This window comes from Arthrobacter wenxiniae (assembly GCF_013376105.1).
Taxonomy (GTDB): Bacteria; Actinomycetota; Actinomycetes; order Actinomycetales; family Micrococcaceae; genus Specibacter; species Specibacter wenxiniae.
In genome coordinates this window covers 60,393-85,540 of record NZ_JAAMFM010000002.1, presented here as the reverse complement: position 1 = coordinate 85,540, position 25,148 = coordinate 60,393, and the positions used below count along the sequence as shown (strand labels likewise).

Genomic DNA, 25,148 nt, shown 5'->3' with positions numbered 1-25,148 from the left:
GATTCCTTCACCGCACCCCTTGACATTCCGTGGGCCATGTCTCATATTTGTCTAGACAGATAAGTTGTCTAGACAGGTAAGAGGCAAAATGAAAACTCTCCAGCAGCTGAGCTCAGCGCCGAGCGCGTCTGCAGCCCGGAAGAAGTGGTACCGCGGACTGGGTGCCCAAGTGATGATCGCCATGGCCGTGGGCATTGTGTTTGGGTTTGCCCTTCCCGGCATCGCCAGCCAGTTCAAGATCGTCGGCGACCTCTTCCTGTCTCTCATCAAGGCCGGCGTCGCCCCGCTCGTGTTCCTGACAGTGGTGCTCGGCATCGGCGCCGCCGGCGACCTGAAAAAGGCGAGCCGCATCGGGTTCTTCGCCCTGGTCTACTTCGAAGTTCTCTCCACCGTCGCCTTGCTCCTTGGGCTCGTGGCCGGAAACCTCTTCGGGGTAGGCAAGGGCGCCCACGCCCTGCAGTCCAGCGCCGGGGCCGCCCCGGCCGGCGCGGCCGAGCCCGGTTTCACGGCCTTCCTCAAGGGCATCTTCCCGGACAACTTCATCGGCGCGTTCAGTTCAGGCCAGCTGCTGCAGGTGCTGATCCTCGCCATCATCTTCGGCGCCGGACTGCTCACCCTTAAGCCGCACATGCGCGCCAAGGTCACCGGCGGGCTGGAAACCATCTCCGAGGCCATGTTCGGCTTCATCAACGTCATCATGAAGCTCGCGCCCATCGGTGCCTTCGGCGCCATCGCCTACGCCGTGGGCACCAACGGCAGCGCCATGCTGCTGGCCCTGGCCGAACTCGTGCTCCAGTATTGGGCCGTGATCGCGTTCTTCGTCTTCGGGGTGCTCGGGCTGGTGAGCCTGCTCTCCGGCTTCAACATCTTCCGCGTCCTGCGCTATGTGCGCATCGAGATGTCCCTGGTCCTGGGCACCGCCTCCAGCGAATCCGCGCTGCCCGGACTGCTGCGCAAGCTGCCCATGATGGGCGTGTCCAAGCAGGCCGTGGGCCTGGTGGTCCCCACCGGCTACGCATTCAACCTCGACGGCACCTCCATTTACATGGCCCTGAGCACGCTTTTCCTGGCCAATGTGTACGGCATCCACATGGGCATCCCGGAGCAGATCGGCCTCCTGGTCATCATGCTCCTGACCTCAAAGGGCGCCGCGACCGTCTCCGGGGGCACTTACGTGGTGTTTGCCGCCACCATTGCCGCCACCGGATACCTGCCCATCGAAGGCGTGGCCATCCTGTTCGGCGTCTACCGCTTCATGTCCATCGCCACCGCCTTCTGCAACACCTTCGGCAACGTCGTGGCCACCCTGGTCGTAGCCAAGTGGACCAAGGAACTTCACATGCCCACGGTCCGCGAGGCACTCGCCGACCCCACCGGATTCTGGCTGAAGGCTGACAGGGAAGAGTACGACGCCGATGCCTCCTTGGGCGGCCCGCCCGCCGGCGCCCCCTCGGATGCCGCGGTGGCGCGGGCCGACCAGGCTGGCCCGGCCGGCGAGCCGGAGAACCAAGACGAGCTGACCGCCGTCGTCCGTTCCCACTGACACCACCCCCGCAGGCAACGCGAGATCAACCCTTCAAGACTTTGAGAGAGACCATGAACACCACGGCCTTTGATTCCCAGCTGTTCCGCAACATGTTCGGCACTCCGGAGATGCGCGACATATTTTCCGACACCGCCTACATCGGCCGCATCATCGACACCGAGACGGCCCTCGCCCGGGCCCAGGCGCGCGTCGGCGTGATTCCGGTGGTGGCCGCGGGGCAGATCACCGAGAAGGCCAACGTCGAGACGCTGGACATGGACCGCCTCCGCGAGGAAACGGAAATCGTGGGCTACCCCATCCTGCCCATCGTCAAGCAGGTGGCCGAACAGTGCGGCGACGCTGGCGGCTATGTGCATTGGGGCGCCACCACGCAGGACATCATGGACACCGCCGTCATGCTCCAGTGCAAGGCCGGGGTGGAACTGCTGTCCGCCCAGCTGGACGTCGTGCGCAGGGCCCTGGCCCGGCTGGCCGCGGAGCACATCGACACTGTCGCCGCCGGGCGCACACACCTCCAGCACGCCCTCCCCGTGACATTTGGGTACCGCTGCGCCGTGTGGCTCTCGGCGCTGGACCGGCATGCGGAACGGCTGCAGCAGGCACGGGAGCGGGACCTGATGGTCCAGTTCGGCGGGGCGGCCGGGACGCTGGCGTCTCTGGGGGAGGGGCCCGAAGGGTTGGCCGTCCGCGCTGGGCTGGCCGCCGAACTGGGCCTGCGCGATCCCGAAATCACCTGGCACGTGGCGCGGGACGGGCTGGCCGAGCTGGTCTCGCTGTTCGCCAACATTGGCGGGTCCCTGGGCAAGATCGCCTGGGACGTCATGATGATGTGCTCCTCCGAGTACGGGGAGCTGGCCGAGCCCTTCGTGACCGGCCGCGGCGCCAGCTCCACGATGCCGCAGAAGCGCAACCCGATCTCGAGCGAGCTGATGCTGGCCGCCGGCAAACTGCTGCGGGAGAAGTCCTCGGTCATGCTGGATGCGCTGATGCAGGACTTTGAGCGGGCCACCGGCCCCTGGCACCTGGAGTGGGCAACGATTCCGGAGGCATTCCTGCTCCTGGCCAGCTCCCTGCACCAGGCAGAGTTCATGCTCTCCGGCCTTGAGGTGGATGTGGACCGCATGTACCAAAACACGCAGTTGACGCACGGACTCATTGTGGCTGAGGCCGTCATGATGGCCATCGCCCCGGTCCTGGGACGGCAGGAAGCGCACGAGGTGATCTACGAGGCCTGCCGCGCCGCCATCGAGTCCAAGGGCGAGCTGAAGGCGGAGCTGCTCAAGCACGAGGACCTGGTGCGCCAGCTCGGCGCCGATCGGATCGCCGAACTGTGCGAACCGGCGGGTTATCTGGGCAGCGCCAAGGCCATGACGCGGCAAGTGGTGGACGGCCTGGCACGGTAACGGCCCCGCGGGCCCGCCCCGGTGATCGAGCTTGTCGAGGCCTGGGTTTCGACAACCTCGACCACAGTCACCGGTTCCCCCACCGTCGCCAAACAACTTTGTCAGACCCTCCTCCTACATTGATGTCAGGTGCCGGATCCGCCAGGATCCTGTGCCGGCAGGGGGCAGTGGTTGCCTCCTCGCATCACTCGATATCAGGAGCACCACCATGGGGAATGAATCTTTGGACCAGCAGCAAGGGTCCGTCTATGTGCCGCCGTCGGATCTGCCGCCCTCAACGACGCCGCCAGCGGGAGGACCCGGCCTCCCGCCCGCTCAGTTCGCACCGCTGTCGATGCCCGCCGGTGACAAGCGTGCCGGCAAGGCACTGGCACTCACCGCCTTGGTCCTGGCCATCGTGTCTCTCCTGCTGTGCTGGATACCGATCGTGAACAACCTCGTGTTCTTCCTGGGCCTGCTGGCCCTGGGATTCGCCATCCCGGCCCTGATCATCGCCGTGAGGAAGAAGTCCAAGGCCAAGGCGATGTCCATCGTTGCGCTGGTGATCGCAGTGGTTTCCCTGGTCGGCGTCCTCGCCTCGCAGGCATACTACGTTTCCGTGATCGATGGTGTCAGCAAGGCAGTCAGCGACAGCGCGGACGGTGTTGTGGATGCCCCCGCAAAGGATCAGAAGAAGGCCGAATCCGCTCCGCTCGTCCTGGGCGCCACGGCGAAAGTCGGAAGCGAGTATGACGTTTCCATCAAAAGCGTCAACGTCAACGCCGGCGACGCGATTGCTGCTGCCAACCAGTTCAACGAGCCCGCCAAAGGCCAATACGTTTTGATCGATGTCGCCGTGAAGTATGTCGGTGACAAGGAGGGCGATCCCTGGATCGACCTCGGGGTGAAGTTTGTGGGCAGCGACGTCCGCCAATATTCCAGCAGCACCTGCAACGCCACCCCGGCCAAGCCCGGCAGCTCGGTACCAACCCTTGAGAATGGGGGGACGGGCGAGTACCAGGTGTGCATGGACGTCCCCGCAGCAGCGGTTGCCGGGGCGAAGGTTTACGTCGAGCCCACGTTCTCTCTGGCGCAGAATCAGCGCGTCTACTGGAACACCAAGTAGGTCAGACCCCTGCATCTTCGTTGAAGGCGAGGCGGGCTGGCCCTGCGGGGCCAGCCCGCCACCATGGCGGCCAGGATGATCACACCTGCCATGCCGGCCCCGGGCTGCGGCTTCGGCGTGGCGCATTCCAGAAAGCAGCCGGAGAACGGCGCGGCCGTCAGAAACAAGGCGATGAATGCCGGGTAGGCGAGTATCATTCAGCCGACCAGCGTGATTACGGCGGCCCACCATGCCGAAGGACTTTTTGGCGGACGTTTCGGCCAGCGCCGGCGCGTGGGCGGAGGAAGGGTCCATGGCAACTTTGTATCAGCTGCCCCGGGTTTAGTCTACCGAGTGGATAAATCGACGCCGTGGACTTGCGAGTCGCCCGGGCCGCCTTGGTTCATTGCTGAGCACGCGCTGACGCCGGCATTCCAGGTGGGTCAGGGCTTCCAGACCATCAGGACCACCACGGCGACCAGCAGAAGTGCCGACAGTCCCGAGCCCATCGCGACGCGCGGATATTCCCGGGACTTGACGGCGGCGGCAGCGGAACCGCCCTGGCCGGCGGTGGCCCCGGCGTCGGGAAACTCGTCGGCCGCCCGACGCAGCGCGGGGACCACCACGGCCAGGTTGATGGCGAGCGCGACGGCGTACAGGATGATCGAGATGAGGATCCACGGCGTCGTGAAGGAGAGGTTGTCGCTCTTCTCCGCCATGCCCATGGCGCCAAACCCGAAGAACACCACGATCAGTGACAGCAGCGAGTACAGGTTCACGCTCTTCGCCAGGGACGCGGTCTGGCCGGCGTCGCGTGCCCGGAGCGACCTCAGGGCCGTCATGGGCAGTATCGCCATCGGCCCCACCAGGAACACGGCTGCCACCACATGCAAAATAATCATTACGGTATCCATTAAAAACTGCCTTTCAATTGTTTCCGGCCTGCTGTCTTTCCAGTCAACACCAGCGGGTCAAGATTGGTGGTCCCATCGGGCATGTCCCGACCGATGGGATCCCGGCAAGTTCGATCACCGGCGGTCAGGCGAGCGGGAGGATCCAGTTCACCAGCAGGTAGACCACGGCGACGATGGTAAATACCCACGTGACAACCGCACCGACCCACAGGCCGCGGCGGCGCCAGCTGACGGCCAGCCCCGTGAGCGGCGGGGCGGCGACCATGCAGAGCACGGCTGCCATGCCGAAAACACCGGCCGCCACGGAGCCCGCGGTTGCCGGGCTCGATGCCGTGCCGGCCATCAAGAGGACGGACAAGAGCGCCAGGAGCACGGCCGGGTATGCCAGCACAAGCCAGCCGACCAGGACGATGCCCACAATCCACAGGACGGACCGGCGGGGCTTGGTGCCCGCGGCGACGGACGTGACGGACACGGGCAGGCGCTGGGAGGGGACGAAGTGCTGGCGTCGGCTCATGGTCCATGTGTAGCAGGCGAAGCTAGGCGGTTGCTGTGCAGGGCTACAGGTTCGCCAGCCAGCGGACGGCCAGGTACAGGATCACGCACACCGTGGGGATGCCGGTCCACAGCGCGGCCCTCCACATGTCGCGCTCCCTGTGGATCGCGGCCTGCCCGAGCAGGTGGGGCGTGGCGATCATGCAGAAAAGGAGTGCGGCGCCGAGGATGATCAGGGCGATCTTGCCGACAGTCGCGATGCTTGTCGCCGGGTTGGTGACGGCGGCGAAGATGATCAGGGCCATGGCAATGATCGGGATGACCACCACCAGCCAGCCGGCGGCCGCCACGAGCGTGCCCGTCAGCTGCGACCGCGGCTGCAGCGGTTGTTCGCGTGCCGGTGGCGGCTGCGGGGGATACGTCATGGTCCATTTCTACCAGCCGGGAGCGGCGGCGCAGAATGCGGCCAGGTTGACGGCACCAGCCACCGGGGAGAGTGGAACAGGAGTGGCCTGGCGGTCGAATGGGCGTAATCCTATCGTTTGATCAACGTTTAGGTATATACATAATGGTTATCTTAACGCTACCCTTACGTATGGAGTCAACGTGGATGACCACCTCGCAGGCGGCCGAAGAACTGGGTGTCACAAGTGTCGCCGTGCGAAAGCTCGTCGGCTCCGGCAGCCTGACGGCGTCGGCGCGGATCGGCAGAAACATCTTGGTTGACCGGTCATCCGTGGTCAGGTTGAAGAACCGAGGGACCCGGGTGGGGCGCCCTTGGAGCGCCGACATGGCGTGGGGCGCCCTCGCGATGCTTTCCGGCCAGCCGACCGGCTGGATCGATGCTTCATCACGATACCGCTTGAGGCAACGTTTGCGGCACCTCGATGCCAAGGAGCTGGCCGCCCACGTAACCACCAAGGATGCAAACCGGCGCTACCGGGTCACGCCCAGCGCCGTTGAAAGCGTCGCAGAACTCCTGCTGTCCAGCGGTGCAGCGGCCTTGCGGGACAGCACCGTTGCGCAAACCTTTGGTCTTGCGGGCGGCTCCGACGTTGCTGAAGGGTACGTCCTTTCAAGCGAAGTGGATCAACTGGTCCGCAATTTTGCGATGGTTCCCGATCCCGATGGCAATGTGACACTCCGCGTCATCGCCGATCCGGCACCCGTTCAGAACGGGGAACTCCCTGCACCGGTAATTGCAGTAGACCTGATGGACTCACTTTCGTCGAGGGAACGTTCTGCCGGCGAAGCAGTCCTCGAAGCCGCCCTCAAGAAGTGGCAGGAGAAAAACCATGGTAAATCGCCCTCAATGGCACGTTGATGCTCCTCGCGGCGGGTGGGACAGTCCGTGGCCACAGTGCATTGAGTTGGCCCGCGCGCTCCCTTCGAGCAAATGGACGCTCGTGGGCGGGCTCATGGTGCAGTTGCATTCGGCAAGGGCGAGAGTTCGCATTGCCAGGCCAACCTCTGACGTGGACATTGTGCTGCACGTCGAGACAGGCGCCACCACTCTCACCGCAGTTCAGCGGGTCCTCGAAGAGTTGGGCTACAACCTTTCGCTTTCCATAGATGCCGGTGCCCCTGCCCATCGTTTTGTCCGCGGCAGAGAACAAGTGGATGTCATGATCGCTGATCACGTTGCTCCTCGAATCCAACCCAAGCTTGGCGGCCGTCGCCCGTTTAGGATGGCGGGAGGCACCCAGGCCTTGAGGCGTACGGTTGACTGCGAGGTGGCTACGCTCCCCGGCGAGTCCGTGTTGATCAGCGTCCCGAACCAACTCGGTGCCCTCGTCCTGAAGGGGGCTGCCTATTTGGAAGACTCGCGTGACCGCGAACGGCACCTGGAGGATGCCGCGGTCTTGTCCATTTGCTCAACCGATCCGCTTGCCATGGCCAAGGAGATGCGCGGCAGCGACCGGTCCAGGATCGGCTCGCTCTACAAGCAGCTTGGCAATGCGGCGCACCCTGCCTGGGCCATCATCGATCAGGACAGGCGCCAATATGGTCGCGACGTCCTCCGCATACTTTCCGCAAACAACAACTTTGTCCCCATCAAAACTCTGAGGAAGGACAAGGGGCCCTAGCCGCCCCGGCACCCCGCACCGGCACCCCCGCCGGGACACCCGGGCAGGGTCCGGCGTCGCACTTGGAGATGGGACCCGTGGCACAATGAGGGGCACCGAGGGTGAGGGGGCATTGATGGCGTATCCGATGTCGAGGGCGTTGCCGGGGTCCGGGCGGATTCCGCTGCCTGCCTCGCCCGTCGTGTGGGATGGATACGTCCGCAAGGCCATGCGCGCGCTGGTGCTGGTGGGGCTGCTCTGGGCGCTGGCCGTGGCCATGCTCGGCTTCTTCTCACCGTTCCACCTGGCCCACACGCTGGAGGATCCGGCCCTGTTCATTCCGGCGCTGCTCTTCGTGGTCGGGGTGGTGGGCGCGCTGGCCGTGGGCCCGGAAATCGGCGCCAACTTCAAGCACGTCATGGGCTACGGCTTCCTGAAGCAGACCTCCGCCCTCCACAGCCGCACCGTGGCCCCGCACCGCGCCCGACGCGTCACGTCCGCGGCCGTACTGAGCGGCCTCGTGCTGGGCTGCGCGGCCGCCGCGGCGATCCGCCTGGTCTCCGGGGACGGGCTCGAGGCCCTCCTGCTCGCCGGCGTGGCCGTCCTGCTGCTCATCCCCGCGCGGAGGATGCTCCGGCATGCGCGGATCCTGTGGCGCCGGGCCCAGGACGACCGCGGGCGCCTGGCCGTCCTGATTGACGACGGCGATCATTCCGTTGGGCGGGTGGTCTCGGTGACGTCGGAGAAACGTTGGGTGGACGGCATGGCGCTGTTCCACGTGGAGCTTGAACACGCGGCCGGCGGGCGTGAGGAAGTCACCCGGGTGCGGCTGCTGTCCTACCCGGTGTGGGCGCCGGCCGAAGGCAACGAATACGACGTGTGGACCGATCCTGAGCGGCCCTTTGACAAGGACAGGACCCTGATTGAGCGCCGGTATGTGGGGCAGGAGTTTGCCGACTTCGCCCCGGAGCCGGCACCGCTGGACCATGAGCCATCCCGGATCGTTGAGGCGGGCGGGGTTGAGGCGGGCGGGGTTGAGGCGGGCGGGGTTGAGGCGGGTGGCGGAGATGCCGGCGCCGGCGGGGTGCGCGGTTCGGTGCCCTCGCCGGGGGCGCGGGGCGCTTCGGGCCGGGACGCTCCGCCATGGATGTCCCGTGAAAGCAAGTCCGTACAGGCCGCACCCGCAGCCAGGGCACAGCGGACCCGGCTGCTCCTGGCCCTGCCCCCGCTGGTCATCGCCGCCTTGGCCGTGGCGGGCGCCCTGCTGGTGCCACCACTGGTCGACGCCGTCCCGTGGTGGACCGTCGCGGCGCTGGGCCTCTATGCGGTGCTCACCGTGGTCAACGCCTGGGTGTATTGGCAGTTCGCGGTCCGCAGCCGGTGGGTCATCCGCTCCGGCGTCACCTTCGGCGCCACGGAATCCGCCGTGTTTGTCGGGTTCTTCGCCGCGGGCTTCTGCGTCCTGTCCACGCCGTCGCTGGTGGACGGGCCTGTTCATGGCACGGCCCCGTGGACGCCGGCCCACTACCTGGTGGGAGCCGCCCTGCTCGGCGCCGTGCTGGTGTTCGAGTGGGCGTTCAGCGGCACCGCCTGGGCCCTGAACCACCTCAACGCCGAGTATGCCGCCCCCGCAGAGGTGGTCCAGGAGGCGCTCACGGGCCACGACCCCCACGGCATAGACCGCCTTGAGGCCCGCTACGGCTACCGGGCGGGCGTGCTGCTGTGCGGCTAGCGCGGCCGCGCGTGGCAATTCGGGAACGGCGAAGCGGCACATGGGCTCCAGGCCTGATCCAGATGACCGGTCTTGAACCCGTTGGCGGCGGGGCGCTCAACCCGTCCCGGGCCGCCGTCTACATGGACGACGCGCGGATCCCCGACAACGCGGGCAACCTGCCCGTGGACGAGCCCGTGGTTCCGTGCGGGCCGGTGGGCCATTTCAGCACCCTGCCGCTCAAGGCCTGCCTGCCAGGGCTCAGCCGCGCCGGCATTCCGGCGGAGGTGTCGCGGCCGGGCGGGACCACCCGTCCATGGAGATTGCCTCGATGGCGCGGGGCCTGGAGATCATTGCCCGCACGGCCCCGTTAAGAGGTCATTGCCCGCACGGCCCCGCCAACCGGCGCGGACATTAAGCTGGGGGCGGGCGCCACGCACTGACGTCCTGCCGCGCGGCGCCCCGGGTTGCGGGGAGATCGGCTTCGGTGAGCTCGGCCAGGACCTGCCCGATCTGGTACCAGGACACGGCGGCCAGGGCGCGGTTCGTGTGCACGTAGTACGGGAAGGCGACCAGCCCCACGGACAGGGCCCAGGCCCGCCCGCGCGCCCAGGTGCCGTCGTCGGCCTTCATTTCCGCACGGAACACCTCCCGCTCCTCCGGGCCGAACAGGTTCCACGCGACAATCAGGTCGATGGCGGGATCGCCCACCGCAAGCCCGCCCCAATCGAGGACGCCCTCGAGCCGGCCGTGTTTCACCAGGAGGTTGCCGGGGTGGAGGTCGGTGTGGATCCAGCTGGGCGGCCCGGTCCCCTCCGGCGCCTCCACGGCCACGTCCCACGCCCGGTGGAGCGCGGCCGTGTCAAAGTGGTCCCCGCACCTGCCAATGGCCGCGCGCGTGTCCGCCTCACGCGGCCGCACGGACCTGTCGCCGCGGTAGGAAAACAGCTCCTCCGACGCGGGGGGCGGCACCACGCTGTGCAGCGCGCGGGCAAACCGTGCCACGTCCACCGCGAGCCTGTTGGGAATCGGGTGGTCCGGCCGGCCCGGGACGGGATTGCCGCCCTCGATCCAGCGCGAGATGAACCACTTGAACGGATACCCCTCCGCGGGCCGGCCAATCCCCACCGGCGCCGGGATCCGGGCGGGCAGCATGGGCGCGAGCCTCGGCGCGTGGACCAGTTCCCGTTCCAGCGACCTTGCGGCTGCGGGCGTTCGCGGCAGCCTGACGCCAAAGTGCCTGTTCAGGATGAACATGACGTTGTCCGTGCTGGCCGGATAGACGGGCTCCAGCGACGTGCCCGCCCACACCGGAAACTGGTCCGCGACCATGGCCGCCACCCTGTCGGTGTCGATGTCCACCTCGTCCACGTGCAGCTTCTCGATCAGCATGGGACCACCGTACCGCGCGGGTACGACGCCGGGGCTGCCGCGGCGTGGGCGGTCCCGGCTACACGGCCTGCTGCCTGCGGACCATCTCGCCGATCCAGATGGGCGCAAACGGGGAGGTGCAGTTCGGCGGAGTGGGGTAGTACTTGAGGACCTCGAGGCGCTCGCCGATGTCGATGGCGCGGGCGCGGTGCTCGGGGAACTCGATCCCGATCTGGGCCAGGCAGGTGTTCATGGCCCACTGCAGGCGGTCCGGGGCGTCCTTCATCCGCGCCTCGATGAGGCTGAGCAGCCCGTCGAGGTCGATGCCCTCGGGCCTCTTCACCACCCGTTCGCTGGTCAGCGCCCAGCCGGCACTGGCCACCACCGGATCCGGATCGTCAAACCAAGCGGTGCGCAGTTCCTCGGCGTGAACACTCTTCTTCACCACGTAGTTCACGAACCAGTCGTTGACCTTCGGGATCCGTGCCTGGCGGAGCATGGCGTCCAGTTCGTCGCGGCCGAATTCCTTCGGACGGCAGATCAGCAGGGCCACCAGCCGCGCCGCGGTGTCGCCCGTGGCCCAGAGTTGGCGCGAGAGCTCGTGCTGGGTCTTCAGCCGCTTCGCCAGGGCCCGCAGCTTGCCAAGGTTCACGCCGTGGTCGTCACCGTGTTTCTCGTTGACTGCCCGGGCCTTGGGGTCTTCGAGGGCGGCCAGCTCGGCCACCACCTCCCCGACCGTCGTCCCAACCGCTGTCGTCTCAGCCATTGCTGCCTCCTGCCCGTCGTCCGTGGGATTCAGCCTACTGGGAAAGCCGAGGCCGCGGGGGGTTGGCTGCGGGGAAAGACCGGGATCCGCCCATACGTGGAGCCGCGGGGCTTGGAGCCTGCGCACGGCCAGGCCCCAATCGTGCGCCACTTCAGAAGTGGCGCACGATTGGCCGTTAACGGGGCGCAGCCTCAAAGTTGGCCGGCCCCGCCGCCCGAGCCGCGCCCAGCCCAAGCGGCGCCCGCGCGCCCAGCCCTCGACGCCGCCGTCGTACGCGCCCGCCCCATGCGCGGCCTCAGCCTGCCCCGGTCACCCATCACTATGTGAAGTGTTTGGGCTTCCCGGGACGTCAAATGCCCACCTGGTGCCGCGCCCGTCATCGCGTGGAGCTACATCCGTCGTGGATCCGGGAATCCAAGCGAGAGGTATCCGGGGGCCCGCTTCCCCAGCGACGAAGACAGGACCGGCGTGAGTTCGTCCCAATAGTCGTGCACCACGGCGTTTGCCTTCCCTGGATATGGACGGGTCACGCGGCCGACGTATTGCACCAGCCGGCCCTTAAAGGAAATTGGCGCGGCAAGAAACAAGGTATCCAGCTTTGGGCAGTCAAATCCCTCGCCGATGTACTGCCCGGTGCCAAGCACCAGCAGCGGTTCATTGTCGGGGACGGCGTCCAGGCCTTCCACGGCTTCTTGCCGTTCCTTTGCCTTCATTCCGCCGGCGAAGATGATCGGCTTCAACCCGACTTCCTCGAACCGCACGCGGAACCGCTCGAGGTGGGCCTTCCAGGTGGTCAGCAAGAGGATGCGCCTGTCGGCGGCATGGGCAGACCTGACGTCATCGAAAATTTGTTCAAAGCGCGGGTCGTCGGACACCAAGTCCTTGTAGATTTCGGAGATCTGGCCCGGCTCACTGGGATCTGCCTCGCCGATGTACACATAGGCGGTGCGATGCAGTTTCAACTCCAGCGCCGGTGCCGGAATCTCGTGTTCATCGCGGGGGAGCTGCTGCGGTGCGACGGGGGCCATGGTGTGCTCCACCTGTCCGAGCTGGTGGTACATGAGGGCGTCCAGCTTGTCGCGGCGGTATGGCGTGGCCGTCAGCCCCAGCCAATACCGCGCCGGAATTTGGTTCATGACATGGCTGAAGGCGGCGGCAGGAACATGGTGGCATTCGTCGGCGATGACCAGTCCATACCCGTCAGTCAGCTCGGCCACGTTCTGGCGCCGGGCCAGCGTGGGAAGCAGGGCCACGTCGATGCGTCCGGTTGTCTTGAAACGTCCGCCGCCGATTTGTCCGCACTTTTCTTCCATGAGCTCACGGATTCGGGTTCGCCACTGGTCTGCAAGCGCCTTCCTGTCGACCAGGATGAGGGTGGACACTCCGCGGTGCATCATGGCCGCGCAGGCGATGACGGTTTTTCCGGCGCCTGGCGGGGCAACGAGGATTCCCTGTTCGACGGCGAGCATGGCCTCCAACGCCTGCTGCTGGTCAGGCCGTAAAGCTGCGGAAAATGCGAAGTCGGCGGGTGCGCCTTCCGTTCGCTGGTCCTCCATGCGCAACGTGCTTCCCGCGGACTCAACCAGTTGTTTGAGGAGTGGAAGCAGTCCTCTGGGGATGATCAGGTCTCCTTCGAGGGTCTCGTCGAAGAAATGCAGGATGCGGGGGATGTTCCAGGTGGAACGGCGCTGGCGCTGACGCTCATAAAAGTCCGGGTTCAACATCGACGCCGCGTGCTTGATGGCGGATATCATGGCCGGGCCCAGTTCCGTCGAATGAATGGTCAGCCGGGCTGCGAACGTTGCCCGGACGATCATTGCCGGCCGGGGAACAATCTTCGAGGACTGTGGCAGTTCCAGCCGTTTGACTTCCTGGCCGAGGCGGACGGCGGGCAGGCGGCGGGTAGCTGTCGACACGGCCGCCGGAGTGAGCCTGTCCAGGCTTGAAAGGTACGCCCACTGGTCTTCGAACGGTTCAAGCGTGGTGGTGTCAAGGAACAAGGTGGTCCCGTGTTGGCGGCGTTTTCCATTCAGCGGAGCCGCGATCAGGTTGCCCATGCCCTTGCCCGAATGCACGTCCTGGGAAGGAAAGAGCCTGTCATAACTCGTCAAGCTCATGCTCCCGCGCAGGCCCATGGCTTCATGGATGAGGCCCGTGCCCAGCTGGCGTGCCTTCTCGCCGGGTATTGGCGCGGTAAAGAATATCCACACGTGCGCGCCGCGGCCCGATTGCGAAATCTCCAATGCTGCCGGGATGCCTCGATAACGCGCGGCTTTCACATAGGCGAGTGCGTCCAGCATCGCCGCGGCACCGTCGAAGTCCGCTGCGACCCACCAGCAGGTGTCATTTTGCAGCAGCGGGTAGAAACCAATATGTTGATCCCCGCGCAGGTGCGCTGCGATGGTTGCCGGCGTGAGGCGAAGGAAGTTGGCCGTGTCCCGCGACGCGCCCTTTCGCCACCCACCCGCGACGGTGGGCACCCACCCCGACCGCCCGTCCCGGCTGTTTTCCCAGCGGGTTGCGTAGACGTCCGTGCGCGCCTGGAACAGGGCTTGGTAAAACTGGACCTTGGTTTCGGGCGCCGAATGGTAATTGACCGGACCTGTCGGCAGGGTGGCGGCCACCACCGGCTGGTCCTGATGGGCGGCCTTGGCTTCCGACTCGCTGAGCTCCAGCAGTTTGCGCAACCGGGCGTTGTCCATCCGGAGGTCCTCGAGCTCGCGCGCCACAGCCTGGTCGGCTGCGGCTGCAAGGCCCGGGAGAACATCCTGGCCGTCATCACTGCCATTATTTTCCCTCACATCAATAATTCTGCCGTGTGCCCGGTCAAATGGGGTACCGCGCGACGGCCTGCGGGCGCCTGCGGTAGACGCCGACGCCACAATCCCGGCAGAATCTTGCGCATGCTGAACGCGGCAGCTCTCCCTGGGGCAAAACTCACGGCCCTCGTGCCGAACGCCCTGAAGTGGCGCACGGCCAGGCCCCTGCCGTGCGCCACTTCAGAAGTGGCGCACGATTGGCCGTTAACGGGGCGCAGCTTCAAAGTTGGCCGCCCCCGCCGCCCAAGCCCTCGCCGCCCAAGCGGCGCCCGCGCGCCCACCCCTCGACGCCGCCGTCGTACGCGCCTATGGTGGGAATCAAAGGATCCGGCACGGCGCGGACCCCACTTGGAAGGTTGAACCATGACTGCCCCACCACTGGTCGACACCCTGCAGCGCCCACTGCGGGACCTGCGGATATCCGTCACGGACCGCTGCAATTTCCGCTGTGTTTATTGCATGCCCAAGGAGATCTTCGGCCGCGACTTTGTCTTCATGCCGCACGACCAGCTGCTCACCTTCGAGGAAATCACCACGCTGGCCCGCATCGCCATGGCCCACGGCGTCCGCAAGATCCGGCTGACCGGCGGCGAACCGCTGTTGCGCCGGGGCATCGAGGACCTCATCGGCATGCTCGCCGCGCTCCGCACCCCGGAAGGCGAGCCGCCGGACCTGGCCATGACCACCAACGGCTCCGTCCTCGCGCAAAAGGCGGAGGCGCTCAAGGCGGCGGGCCTGGACCGGGTGACCGTGTCCCTGGATTCCATGGACGACGCCGTTTTCCAGGCCATGAACGACGTCGAGTATCCCGTGGCGAAAGTCCTGCACGCCATCGACGCCGCCCAGGCCGCGGGCTTGGGTCCGGTGAAGATCAACATGGTGGTCAAGCGCGGGCTCAACGACCACAGCATCGTGGACATGGCGCGGCACTTCCGGGGCACCGGCAACATCCTGCGTTTCATTGAATACATGGACGTGGGCCACTCCAACGGCTGGAAGATGGATCAGGTGGTGCCCTCCGCCGAGGTCATTGACCGCATCAACAAGGTGTTTCCGCTGGAGCCGCTGGAGGAAAACTACCGCGGCGAAACGGCCCGGCGCTGGCGCTACGCCGACGGCGCCGGGGAGATCGGCGCCATCTCCAGCGTCACCCAGGCGTTCTGCCGGGGCTGCACCCGGGCCAGGCTCTCCGCGGACGGCAAGCTCTTTACCTGCCTGTTCGCCACCGCCGGCACGGACCTGCGCGCGCTGCTGCGCGGCGGAGCCACCGACGCCGAACTGGCTGACGCGCTCGGGGCGCTGTGGGGCGCGCGGTCGGACAGGTATTCCGAGCTGCGCTCCGCCTCGACGCCGGGCCTGCGGCGGCGCGGCGAGAAGATTGAAATGAGCTACATCGGCGGCTGAGCCCGCCAAGGGCGGCGCGTCAAGGCCGGCGCGCCAAGCCAGCGCGTCAAAGCCGACCCCGCCAACACGCCGAGTCGCGGTGGCCAACAAAGCGGCTGCGGGTCTAGTGTTGCCACGAACACTTCACAAGAACTGAAAACGCGTTGCGCGGCCGCCAGGGCCGGGCGGAAAAGAGGGGACCGTGGGCATCACAGGCACTGGCATGGCGGGGGCGGCCCTGGCCGCGGCGGACACCGCCAGTTCGCCCTGGACCGGACACGACACACAGGTTTTGGTGGTTGCCGCCATCGGCATCGCCATCGTGGTGCTCCTCATTGTGTGGATCAAAATGCACGCCTTCCTGGCGCTGACCATCGGCGCACTGTTCGTGGGCATCGGCTCCGGCATCGCCCTGAACAAGGTCACCACCTCCTATGAGACGGGCGTGGGCGGTGTCCTCGGCTACGTCGGCATCCTGATCGCCCTCGGCGCCATGCTCGGCAAGCTGCTGGCCGACTCCGGCGGCGCGGACAAGGTGGTGGAAACCCTCCTGCGCGGCAGACCCGCCACCCTGCCCTGGAAAATGGCCCTCATCGCCGGCATCATCGGCATCCCCATGTTCTTCGAGATTGGCCTGGTCCTGCTGATCCCCGTGGTCATGCTGGCCGTGCGCCGCAGCAACGGCCCCGCCATGCGCCTGGGCATCCCCGCGCTCGCCGGTCTCTCGGTGCTCCACGGATTCATCCCGCCGCACCCCGGACCGCTCGCCGCCATCGGCATCCTGCACGCCAACGTCGGCATCACCCTGGCCCTCGGCCTGCTCGTGGCCATCCCCACGGTCATCGTGGCCGGCCCGCTTTTCGGAAACCTCGCCGCCCGCATGGTCCCCATCGGTGCCGCCGGCGCCGCGCTCGCCGTCACGGGAGGCACGACGGCGGAAGCCTCGCCTTCCGCCGCACGCACGCCCGGCGCACGCACGCCCGGCGCACGCACGACCGCCGGCGGGTCCGGCGGGTCCGGCAAGGCGCCGGCGGGCGAGACCCGGGCCCAGGACCCGGACGCAACCCGGACGCCGTCGTTCGCGATCACCCTGGTCACCCTGCTGTCCCCGCTGGTGCTCATGCTGATCAAGGCCGCGGCCGACGTCTGGATGGCCAAGACCAACCCTGTCCACCCGCTGCTGGACTTCATTGGCGATCCCGTGGTGGCGCTGACGGTGGCCGTGCTGCTGGCCATGGTCACCTTCGGCACCGGAGTGGGCTTCTCGGCGCAGGTGCTGACCAAGAAGATCGGCCAGAGCCTGCTCCCCATCGTGGGCGTGATGCTGATTGTGGGCGCCGGCGGCGGGTTCAAGCAGGTCCTGGTGGACGGCGGCACGGGCACCGCCATCGCCAAGATCGCCATTGCCGCGAGCCTGTCCGTGCTGCTGCTGGGCTGGATCGTTGCCGTCCTGATCCGTCTGGCCACCGGATCGGCCACCGTGGCGACCGTGACGGCGGCCGGGATCATCGCCCCGCTGGCCGGCGGGTTGAGCCCCGTGCACCTTTCGCTGGTGGTGCTGGCCGTCGGCGCGGGATCGCTCTTCTTCTCCCATGTCAACGACGCCGGCTTCTGGCTGGTCAAGGAATACTTCGGCCTCACCGTGGGACAGACCATCAAGACCTGGTCCGTCATGGAGACCATCATTTCGGTGATGGGACTCCTGCTGACCTGGCTGCTGTTCACCATTTTGTAGCCGGCATCCGCAGGTGGGCCGGCATCCCAGGTGGGCCGGCATCCCAGGTGGGCCGGCATCCGCAGGTGGGCCGGCATCCCCTGTGATTCGTGTCACTCGCGATCTCCGTTGCCTTTGTCAACGGCCGGTGATAGACCGGAAGATACCAGCCAATTCCACGCTTGACAGCGTGCGGGTTGTGGCACAACTTGCACACGGCCGTGCGCGGAACCGGATTGAACGGCACCCTCCGGGGCACCCGTTCTTCAAGTAGAAGGTTGTGTGTGCCATGAGCAGCAAGCCCCCTGTCCAGGATGACTCCGACGCTGACTTGGTGGTCAGCCGCCCCGCGCGTGCCGCGGCCGGGATTCACGGCTTGACCGAATCGATGCCACAGGCCGTGTCGGCCATGGGCCCGGTCCGTTCCCTGAAAACCCTGCGGGCCATGAACCAGAAGGACGGCTTTGACTGCATGAGCTGCGCCTGGCCGGATCCGCCGGACCGCAAGACCGCCGAATTCTGCGAAAACGGGGCCAAGGCAGTCACCTGGGAGGCCGGGCTGCTGACGGTGCCCCGGGAATTCTGGGAGGCCAATTCGGTCTCCTCGATGCGGGGGCGCACCGAATACTGGCTGGGCCAGCAGGGCCGGCTGGTGGATCCGGTCTACAAGCCGGCCGGGTCCGACCATTACCAGCCCGTCAGCTGGGACAACGCGTTCCGGATTGTGGCCCGCGAACTCAACGCCCTCGATTCCCCCGACGAGGCCGTGTTCTACACCAGCGGCCGCACCAGCAACGAGACCGCGTTCCAGTACCAGCTCTTTGCCCGCGCCTTCGGCACCAACAACCTGCCCGACTGCTCCAACATGTGCCACGAGTCCACGGGGCTCGCCATGGGGGAGACCATCGGCGTGGGCAAGTGCGCCATTTCCTACGAGGACTTTGCCAAGTCTGCCCTGATCATCATCATGGGCCAAAACCCGGGCACCTGCCACCCGCGCATGTTGACGGCGCTGGAGGAGGCCAAGGAGGCGGGGGCGGAGATTGTGGCCATCAACCCGCTGCCCGAAGCCGGGCTGATCAACTTCAGGAACCCGCAAAGGCCGCGTGGACTGGTGGGCAGGGGCACGGACCTGGCGGACCAGTTCCTGCAGATCCGGCTGGCCGGCGACATGGCCCTCATGCAGGCCGTGGCCAAGCGGGTTTTCCGGGCCGAGGCCGCCGCGCCGGGCGCCGTGCTGGATCACGCATTCCTCGAGGAGCACTGCCAGGGCCTGGAGGAGTACCGGGCCCACATCGAGCAGGTCGACGACCAGGCGGTCATGGCGGCCACCGGGCTGCGGACGGCCGAAATCGACGAGCTTGCCGCCCGCTACCTGAAAGCGGACAAGGTGATCGTCACCTGGGCCATGGGCCTGACCCAGCACAAGAAGGCCGTGCCCACCATCAAGGAAATCATCAACCTGCTCCTGCTGCGCGGCAATATCGGCAAGCCCGGGGCCGGCCCGTCACCCATCCGCGGCCACAGCAACGTCCAGGGGGATCGGACCATGGGCATCTGGGAGCAGATGCCGCCAGCGTTCCTGGACGCGCTGGGCAAGGAATTCAACTTCGAGCCGCCGCGGGCGAACGGTGCGGACGCCGTCCAAAGCATCCGCGACATGCGCGACGGCAAGCTGAAGGTCTTCGTCGCCATGGGCGGGAACCTGGTGGGCGCCATCTCCGACACCGCCGTCGCGGAGGCCGCCCTGCAAAAGCTGAAGCTCACCGTCCAGGTGTCCACCAAGCTGAACCGGTCCCACGCGTTCACGGGGGAGCAGGCCCTGATCCTGCCCACCATGGGACGCACCGAAATTGACCGGCAGACCTCCGGCGAGCAGTTCGTTACCGTCGAGGACACGGTCTGCGCCGTGCACGCCTCCCACGGCCAGGTGGAGCCGGTCGGTGACAACCTGCTCTCCGAGATGGCCATTGTCAGCCGCCTGGCCCGGGCGGTCCTCGGCAACGACCATCCCATCGACTGGGCCGGCTTCGAGGCCAATTACGACACCATCCGCGAGCACATCGGCCACGTCTGCAAGGGCTGCGAGGACTACAACGCCAAGGTCCGCCGCCCGGGCGGTTTCGTCCTGCCGCACCCGCCGCGGGACAGCCGGACCTTCCCCACGCCGTCCGGCAAGGCGATCTTCACGGTCAGCGAACTGGAGACCGTCCAGGTGCCCGAAGGCCGGCTGCTGCTGCAGACGGTCCGCGCGCACGACCAGTTCAACACCACCACGTACAGCCTCAACGACAGGTACCGCGGGATCAAGAAGGGCCGCCACGTGCTGTTCGTGAACCCGTCCGACCTCGCCGAGCTGGGCATCGCGGACGGCAGCTACGTGGACGTCCACAGCGAGGCGCCCGACGGCGTGGACCGCGTGCTGCCCCAGCAGCGCATCGTCGGCTACCCGACCGCGCGGGGCTGCGTTGCCGCGTACTTCCCGGAAGCGAACGTGCTTGTCTCCCTGGATGAAACAGCGGAAGGGTCCAACACCCCGGTGTCCAAGTCCGTCGTCGTACGTCTGGAAAAGGCCGCGGCACCCGCCTACGCCGCTGTCCATTGAGGTTGCCCATGGGGGACTGAGGAAGTGCGTGCCTATGAACCTGCCGGAATGACACTCGTTAGTCAGAAAAGCAAAGGAGTAGGGCAATGAACTTGGTGTTTGCGACGTCGGCATTTGCTCCGCTGGCGTTGGGGTTTTTTGGGTTGGGGACCGGGTACTTGATCTACGGTCCCGAGGAGTTGTTTCACTGGCCCAAGCGGAATGAATCCGTGGACAAGTCGACCGGTGTCTGGGGCATCTGGCTTCCGGGATTCTGCCAGCTCGTCACGGGCATCATCCTTTTCGTCGGCATGACGTGGTTCCAGGTGTTCAAGGATGCGCCGCTGTACATGGCCGCGCTGGCGTTCTCTGCCTACGGCATCCACTGGTTCGCGCTGGGCTACAACCGCTGGCAGGGCGTTGATCCGCGGACCAACGCGGGGATGTCGGTGGCGTACACCATCATTTCGGTGCTGGGCATCGTGGTGTTCTTTGCCGTGGGCGACTGGCCGGTGGGCCTGCTGTTCGTGGGACTGACGCTCATCTACATCAGCGACTTCTTCCACAGCATCGGGCAGGCGTGGGGAGAGCGGTCGCTGGGCCTGTGGCACCTGGTCACCGGCCTGTGGCTGATGTACCTGACCTTCGCCACCGGGCTGAACTTCTCCCTGGGGATGAAGCTGCCGCTGTAGAACGGCCCCCGGTGGTCGAGCTTGTCCGGGACCCGGGCCCCAACAAATGACCGTCCGAAAGCGGTGTGAACAGTGGACATCGTGCTGGTGCATGGGCTGTGGTCCGACGGATCCAGCTGGCTGCCCGTCATCGCGGAGCTGCGCGCCATGGGGCATGACCCCGTGGCGGCCCAGCTGGGCCTGGAGACGTTCGACGACGACGTGGCCAGCGTGCGCCGGACCCTCGCCACCGTTGCTGGTCCCGTGCTGCTCGCCGGGTGGTCGTACGGCGGGGCGGTGATTGGCGAGGCCGCCCGCGGCGCCGCGAACGTCACGGCGCTGGCCTACGTGGCGGCCTTTGCGCCGGCCGAGGGAGAATCCGTGAGTGAACTGTCCCGGAGGCACCCGGGCAGCCTGATCCCCAAGCACGTGGTGGTCACGGGCGGCTACACCTACATTGACCGGGCGCACTTCGGCGAGGTGATTGCCGGTGAACTGCCGCCCGAGCGCGCGGCGCTGGGCGCGTCGGTGCAAAAGCTGACGCGCATCGGCCTGGACAGGGCGGCAGTGGGGCGGCCGGCGTGGCTGGACCTGCCCTCCCACTACCTGGTCACCACCGCCGACCGCGCCGTGCCGCCGGTGCTCCAGCGCGAAATGGCCGCCCGGATGGGTGCTTCGGTGACGGAGATCGACTCCAGCCACGCCCCCGTCCTGACCCGCCCGCGCGAGGTGGCCGCGTTCCTGGACAAGGCCTGCGCCGGTGCCTGAGCCTGTCCGGTGGTCGGGCAGCGAGTTGCACGGGTGCGTCGAGGCCTGGATTTCGACAAGCTCAATCACCGGCCGGCGGCACACGGCGTAGCCTGTAGCCATGACCGTCGACGATGCCGGCACCGCCCCGGCAGCCTTTCCCACCCACCAGGTGTTGAACCAGCCGCCGCCCCGCGTGGACATCAACGAGTTCACCGCGAACGTCCCGCTGACGGACTACCTCGTCACCATCGGCGGGGCCGGCGCAACGGCGCCGGAGCCGCTGGCGGCGGTGGGCGCCGTCGTGGGTTCGGCGCAGTTCCAGGAGGACGCACGTCAGGCGCACAAATACCCGCCCGTCCTGCGCACCCACGGCAAATATGGGGAGCGGATCGACGAGGTGGAGTACCACCCCGCGTACCACCGGATTCTGGGCCAGGCGGTGGCGGCGGGCGCGCACACCTCGGCGTGGGCGGAGCCGGGACCGGGCGCGAACGCCCGGCGGTCCGCGGCGTTCATGCTGTTCGCGCAGGTGGAGCCGGGGCACGCCTGCCCCGTCTCGATGAGCCATGCCGCGGTGGAGCCGCTCCGGCTGGCTCCTGAACTGGCGGGGGAGTGGCTGCCGCGGCTGTATTCGCGGGAGTACTCCCCGGCGCTGGCGGCGGGCAAGCCGGGAGCCCTGTTGGGGATGGCGATGACGGAGAAGCAGGGCGGCTCGGACGTGCGCGCCAACACCACCCGGGCGGTTCCGTTTGACGGACACCACCTGCTGACGGGCCACAAGTGGTTCTGCTCTGCGCCCATGTCCGACGCGTTCCTGGTCCTGGCCCAGGACGACGCCGGCCTGGGGTGCTTCCTGCTGCCGCGTGTCTTGCCGGACGGGTCCCGCAACCCGTTCCTGATCCAGCGGCTGAAGGACAAGGCGGGCAATCGTTCCAACGCGTCGTCGGAGGTGGAATTCGCCAACACTCACGGCTGGCGCGTTGGCCAACCCGGCCGCGGCGTGCCGGCCATCATGGGCATGGTGGCCCAGACCCGGCTGGACTGCGTGCTCGGCACTGCTGCCGGGATGCGCCAGTCCGTGGCCGAGACCGTGTGGCATGCCCGCCACCGCCGTGCCTTCGGGTCCCTGCTGGTGGACCAGCCGGCGATGGCGAACGTGCTGGCGGACCTGGCGCTTGAGGCGGAGGCAGCCGCCGCCGTCGGCATGCGCCTATCCCGCGCCTTTGACGACGACGCCGGACCCTCCGAGCGTGCCTTCCGGCGCCTTGCGACGGCGGTCACCAAGTTCTGGGTGTGCAAGCGCGGGCCCAACCACGCCTACGAGGCCATGGAATGCCTGGGCGGCAACGGCTACATCGAGGACTTCCCGCTGGCCATGAGGTACCGGGAGCAGCCGGTCATGGCCATCTGGGAAGGCACCGGCAACGTCATTGCCCTGGATGTCCTGCGGGCCATGGCCAAGGAACCCGAGTCGGTGGACGCGTTCCTTGCCGAGCTCCGGACGGCCTCAGGGGCGCACGAACTCTTTGACGCCTTCGTCGCACGGCTGAAGGAGGACGCTGCCCCGGTCCGGGCGGCGCCGGCGGAGTTTGCCGGGTCGGCGCGGATGCTGGTGGAGAAGATGGCCCTGGCGCTGCAGGCATCGCTGCTGATCCGCCACGCTCCGGCCGCGGTGTCGGATGCCTTTGTGGCCTCCCGGCTGGGACCGGACCGCTGCTTCAACTACGGGAACCTGCCGCCGCGTTCCGATTTGGCGGGCATCCTGGCCAGGGCGTAGCGGGATGCGGGCGTAACGGGATGCGGGCGTAGCAGGGTGCGGTCGTCGTTGAACGGCGCCCTCCCCACCTTAAATTCCGGTGAACCTATATGACAGATTGAGTGACGCGTCACGCCGCCGGCCCCGAAAAACGGCTGGATCCGGCGGGTTTGCTCCCGCCGAACCATGAACAAAGGGTAAAGGGTGACTGACCTCTCCCTGGTTACTGGCATTCCCGAAACAGGCATGTATACTGGGACGTAGTTGTAGTGTTGCGTTTTTTGTAGTTGAAGCGACGCCATCCTTCGGGACGACGTCGCTTTTCTGGAGAAGCGGACTTACACCGTAAAAAAGGAGGCCCGAAGGTCGGGCGGAATCTCCAACTTCAGAAGGAAATAGAAATAATGGCAACAGGTACCGTCAAGTGGTTCAACGCTGAAAAGGGCTTCGGCTTCATCTCTCCCGATGACCAGAGCCAGGACGTTTTCGCGCACTACTCCGCAATCAACTCCTCGGGCTACCGCTCCCTCGAAGAGAACCAGAAGGTCTCTTTCGATGTTGAGCAGGGTCCCAAGGGTCCTCAGGCAGTCAACATCCAGGCTATCTAATTTCTAAAGCAGCCGTGCGGGCAACCGCGCAACTTCTTTAGTCTTTACAGGCTGGAGCGGATAGGGTCCGGTTTTCCGGGCCCTATCCGTCTTTAACCACCCGCGCCCGCACGGCCCGGCGCTTCTCCCGGCCGTCCACAGTTCCATGTGGCACCATGGAAGACGATGAATACCAATGCGGCCCGGGGCCAACGCGACGGACTTCCCATGCCGCTCGGTCTGCAGGGGGCCTTCGAGGCTGCCCAGGTCTTTGTCATCTCGGCCCTGGTCGTGGTCGTTCCCCTGGCGGCGGTCTGGTTTTCGGGCGGCTTTGCCGAACGGGACATGTCCGTCATCGCACGGCTGGCGGGAAAGTTCTGGCTCGTCATGCACGGCGTCCCGCTCTACCTGAGCGTCACCAACGGTCCCAGCTCCGCGTCTGTGGAAACCGGCACCTTCACCCTGCTGCCCATGGGCCTGGTCCTCATCCCCTTTTTCCTCTCCTGGCGTGCCGGCCGCAGGCTCGCCCGGGCGTCCTACACCGACCAGCTCTGGCAACCCCTGCTGGGCGCCATCATGGTGTATGCCGCCGCCGGCCTGGCCACAGCTTTCGTCTGCAACAGCCCCGGTGCGGAGGCCCCGCTGCTGGCCAGCATGCTGATACCCCTCATTCCGGCGGGGCTGGGACTGGTGGTGGGCTCCCGGCGTGAAGCCGGCTCGTGGGGCCGGCTGATCGGCGTCAACGCGGCGGACTGGATCGCCAAGACCAGCCAGGACCAGCGCTGGGCCGGTTCCTACGCCTGGGCCGTGGCGCGGTCCGGCTTTGTCGCGCTCATGGCCGCCTTGTGCGCAGCCTCGCTGCTGCTGGCCGTCGACGTTGCGGCCCGCTGGACCGACGTCATCGGCGTTTATCAGGGCATGACGGCCGGCGGCCCGGGCGGCGCCGCGCTGACCCTGGGCCAGCTCGGCTTCATGCCCAACCTCGCCGTGTGGTCGCTGGCCTGGACCAGCGGCGCCGGCTTCAACCTCGGCGCCGGCTCCACCGTCACGCCGCTGGGAACGGTGGTGGCCCCCGTGCCGCCCATCCCGCTCCTGGCCGCCCTGCCCACAGGCACCCTCGCATGGGGCATTGCCGCCCTGGCCATCCCCGTCGCGGCCGGAATGCTGGCCGGCTGGTGGTTTGTCCGGGCCGGGGAAAACCACTTCGACGAATGGCTCTCGCTGAAGGTCCGCCAGCGCTGGCTCTCGCTGCCCGCGTCCACGCTGGTCCTGGGCCTGGCCGTTGGGCTCGTGGCGGCCGTGCTGTCCTGCGCCGTGTTCTGGCTCTCCGGCGGCTCCGTCGGCCTGGGGCGGTTCACCGCTGTGGGGCCCACTCCGCTCACGGCGGCGCTCTGGCTGGGCGCCGAGGCGGGTGCCGGCGTCGTGCTGGGCTCGCTGGCCGGGCCGTGGCTGGAAGCGGACCGGGCCGCCGCGCCGCAACTGTCGCGCCGCCAATAGGGCGCGAATAGGGACCCTCCGGCACGTGCCC

General features: G+C 67.0%; 21 protein-coding genes. 15 read left to right on the top strand and 6 right to left on the bottom strand.

Translation table 11 applies throughout. The features are described 5' to 3' along the window. The first annotated feature begins 88 nt into the window (after positions 1-88). The 3 genes from G6034_RS02110 (at position 89) to G6034_RS02100 (ending at position 4,054) form a co-directional block, all read left to right on the top strand. The gene (locus G6034_RS02110; RefSeq protein ID WP_176633452.1) at positions 89-1,543 is read left to right on the top strand and encodes a cation:dicarboxylate symporter family transporter; all 1,455 of its coding nucleotides are present in this window, start codon (positions 89-91) and stop codon (positions 1,541-1,543) included. A gap of 53 nt (positions 1,544-1,596) precedes the next feature. Continuing rightward, complete coding sequence (locus tag G6034_RS02105; RefSeq protein ID WP_176633451.1) at positions 1,597-2,949, top strand: class-II fumarase/aspartase family protein; 1,353 nt, start codon at positions 1,597-1,599, stop codon at positions 2,947-2,949. A gap of 208 nt (positions 2,950-3,157) precedes the next feature. Then, the gene (locus tag G6034_RS02100; protein ID WP_176633450.1) at positions 3,158-4,054 is read left to right on the top strand and encodes a hypothetical protein; all 897 of its coding nucleotides are present in this window, start codon (positions 3,158-3,160) and stop codon (positions 4,052-4,054) included. A 422-nt stretch (positions 4,055-4,476) separates the two neighbouring features. On the opposite strand, the gene G6034_RS02095 is transcribed toward G6034_RS02100, so the two are convergent. The 3 genes from G6034_RS02095 to G6034_RS02085 form a co-directional block, all read right to left on the bottom strand. Continuing rightward, a complete protein-coding gene (locus G6034_RS02095; RefSeq protein WP_246295225.1) occupies positions 4,477-4,935 on the bottom strand; it encodes a DUF2269 family protein in 459 nt (152 codons plus the stop codon). Positions 4,936-5,071: 136 nt separating this feature from the next. Continuing rightward, positions 5,072-5,464 carry a hypothetical protein gene (locus G6034_RS02090; protein ID WP_176633448.1) on the bottom strand — a complete coding sequence of 131 codons (393 nt, stop codon included), beginning with the start codon at positions 5,462-5,464 and terminating at the stop codon, positions 5,072-5,074. A 43-nt stretch (positions 5,465-5,507) separates the two neighbouring features. Continuing rightward, positions 5,508-5,867: a hypothetical protein gene (locus G6034_RS02085; protein ID WP_176633447.1), complete on the bottom strand. Its 360-nt coding sequence runs from the start codon at positions 5,865-5,867 to the stop codon at positions 5,508-5,510. Between the two features lie 185 nt (positions 5,868-6,052). Between G6034_RS02085 and G6034_RS02080 the strand changes: the two genes are divergently transcribed. From G6034_RS02080 to G6034_RS02065, 4 genes are all read left to right on the top strand, one after another. Then, entirely contained in the window at positions 6,053-6,766 is a 714-nt protein-coding gene (locus G6034_RS02080; RefSeq protein ID WP_176633446.1) for a helix-turn-helix domain-containing protein, read from the top strand. A 151-nt stretch (positions 6,767-6,917) separates the two neighbouring features. Next, a complete protein-coding gene (locus tag G6034_RS02075; protein WP_218063472.1) occupies positions 6,918-7,529 on the top strand; it encodes a hypothetical protein in 612 nt (203 codons plus the stop codon). A 115-nt stretch (positions 7,530-7,644) separates the two neighbouring features. Beyond that, entirely contained in the window at positions 7,645-9,240 is a 1,596-nt protein-coding gene (locus tag G6034_RS02070; RefSeq protein WP_176633444.1) for a hypothetical protein, read from the top strand. Between the two features lie 62 nt (positions 9,241-9,302). Continuing rightward, positions 9,303-9,593 carry a pyroglutamyl-peptidase I family protein gene (locus tag G6034_RS02065; RefSeq protein ID WP_176633443.1) on the top strand — a complete coding sequence of 97 codons (291 nt, stop codon included), beginning with the start codon at positions 9,303-9,305 and terminating at the stop codon, positions 9,591-9,593. A 40-nt stretch (positions 9,594-9,633) separates the two neighbouring features. Here G6034_RS02065 and G6034_RS02060 read toward each other — a convergent pair whose 3' ends face one another. The 3 genes from G6034_RS02060 to G6034_RS02050 all read right to left on the bottom strand — a co-directional run bounded on the left by G6034_RS02060 (position 9,634) and on the right by G6034_RS02050 (position 14,157). Further along, a complete protein-coding gene (locus tag G6034_RS02060) occupies positions 9,634-10,611 on the bottom strand; it encodes an aminoglycoside phosphotransferase family protein (protein WP_176633442.1) in 978 nt (325 codons plus the stop codon). Positions 10,612-10,669: 58 nt separating this feature from the next. Next, complete coding sequence (locus G6034_RS02055) at positions 10,670-11,356, bottom strand: DNA alkylation repair protein (RefSeq protein ID WP_176633441.1); 687 nt, start codon at positions 11,354-11,356, stop codon at positions 10,670-10,672. A gap of 389 nt (positions 11,357-11,745) precedes the next feature. Next, entirely contained in the window at positions 11,746-14,157 is a 2,412-nt protein-coding gene (locus G6034_RS02050) for a TOTE conflict system archaeo-eukaryotic primase domain-containing protein (RefSeq protein ID WP_343037897.1), read from the bottom strand. A gap of 381 nt (positions 14,158-14,538) precedes the next feature. Here G6034_RS02050 and moaA point away from each other — a divergent pair, with 381 nt between their 5' ends. From moaA to G6034_RS02010, 8 genes are all read left to right on the top strand, one after another. After that, positions 14,539-15,579: a GTP 3',8-cyclase MoaA gene (gene moaA / locus G6034_RS02045; RefSeq protein WP_176633440.1), complete on the top strand. Its 1,041-nt coding sequence runs from the start codon at positions 14,539-14,541 to the stop codon at positions 15,577-15,579. A gap of 202 nt (positions 15,580-15,781) precedes the next feature. Then, entirely contained in the window at positions 15,782-17,293 is a 1,512-nt protein-coding gene (locus tag G6034_RS02040) for a GntT/GntP/DsdX family permease (protein WP_176633636.1), read from the top strand. 268 nt (positions 17,294-17,561) lie between these two features. After that, complete coding sequence (locus G6034_RS02035; protein ID WP_176633439.1) at positions 17,562-19,877, top strand: FdhF/YdeP family oxidoreductase; 2,316 nt, start codon at positions 17,562-17,564, stop codon at positions 19,875-19,877. 86 nt (positions 19,878-19,963) lie between these two features. Next, the gene (locus G6034_RS02030) at positions 19,964-20,548 is read left to right on the top strand and encodes a hypothetical protein (RefSeq protein WP_176633438.1); all 585 of its coding nucleotides are present in this window, start codon (positions 19,964-19,966) and stop codon (positions 20,546-20,548) included. A gap of 72 nt (positions 20,549-20,620) precedes the next feature. Continuing rightward, entirely contained in the window at positions 20,621-21,295 is a 675-nt protein-coding gene (locus G6034_RS02025; RefSeq protein WP_176633437.1) for an alpha/beta fold hydrolase, read from the top strand. Positions 21,296-21,395: 100 nt separating this feature from the next. Beyond that, a complete protein-coding gene (locus G6034_RS02020; protein ID WP_176633436.1) occupies positions 21,396-23,054 on the top strand; it encodes an acyl-CoA dehydrogenase family protein in 1,659 nt (552 codons plus the stop codon). 383 nt (positions 23,055-23,437) lie between these two features. Further along, positions 23,438-23,641, top strand: coding sequence for a cold-shock protein (locus G6034_RS02015; RefSeq protein ID WP_038467205.1), 204 nt, complete (start codon positions 23,438-23,440; stop codon positions 23,639-23,641). Positions 23,642-23,806: 165 nt separating this feature from the next. Further along, a complete protein-coding gene (locus G6034_RS02010) occupies positions 23,807-25,117 on the top strand; it encodes a cell division protein PerM (protein ID WP_176633435.1) in 1,311 nt (436 codons plus the stop codon). The last annotated feature ends 31 nt before the right edge of the window (positions 25,118-25,148 follow it).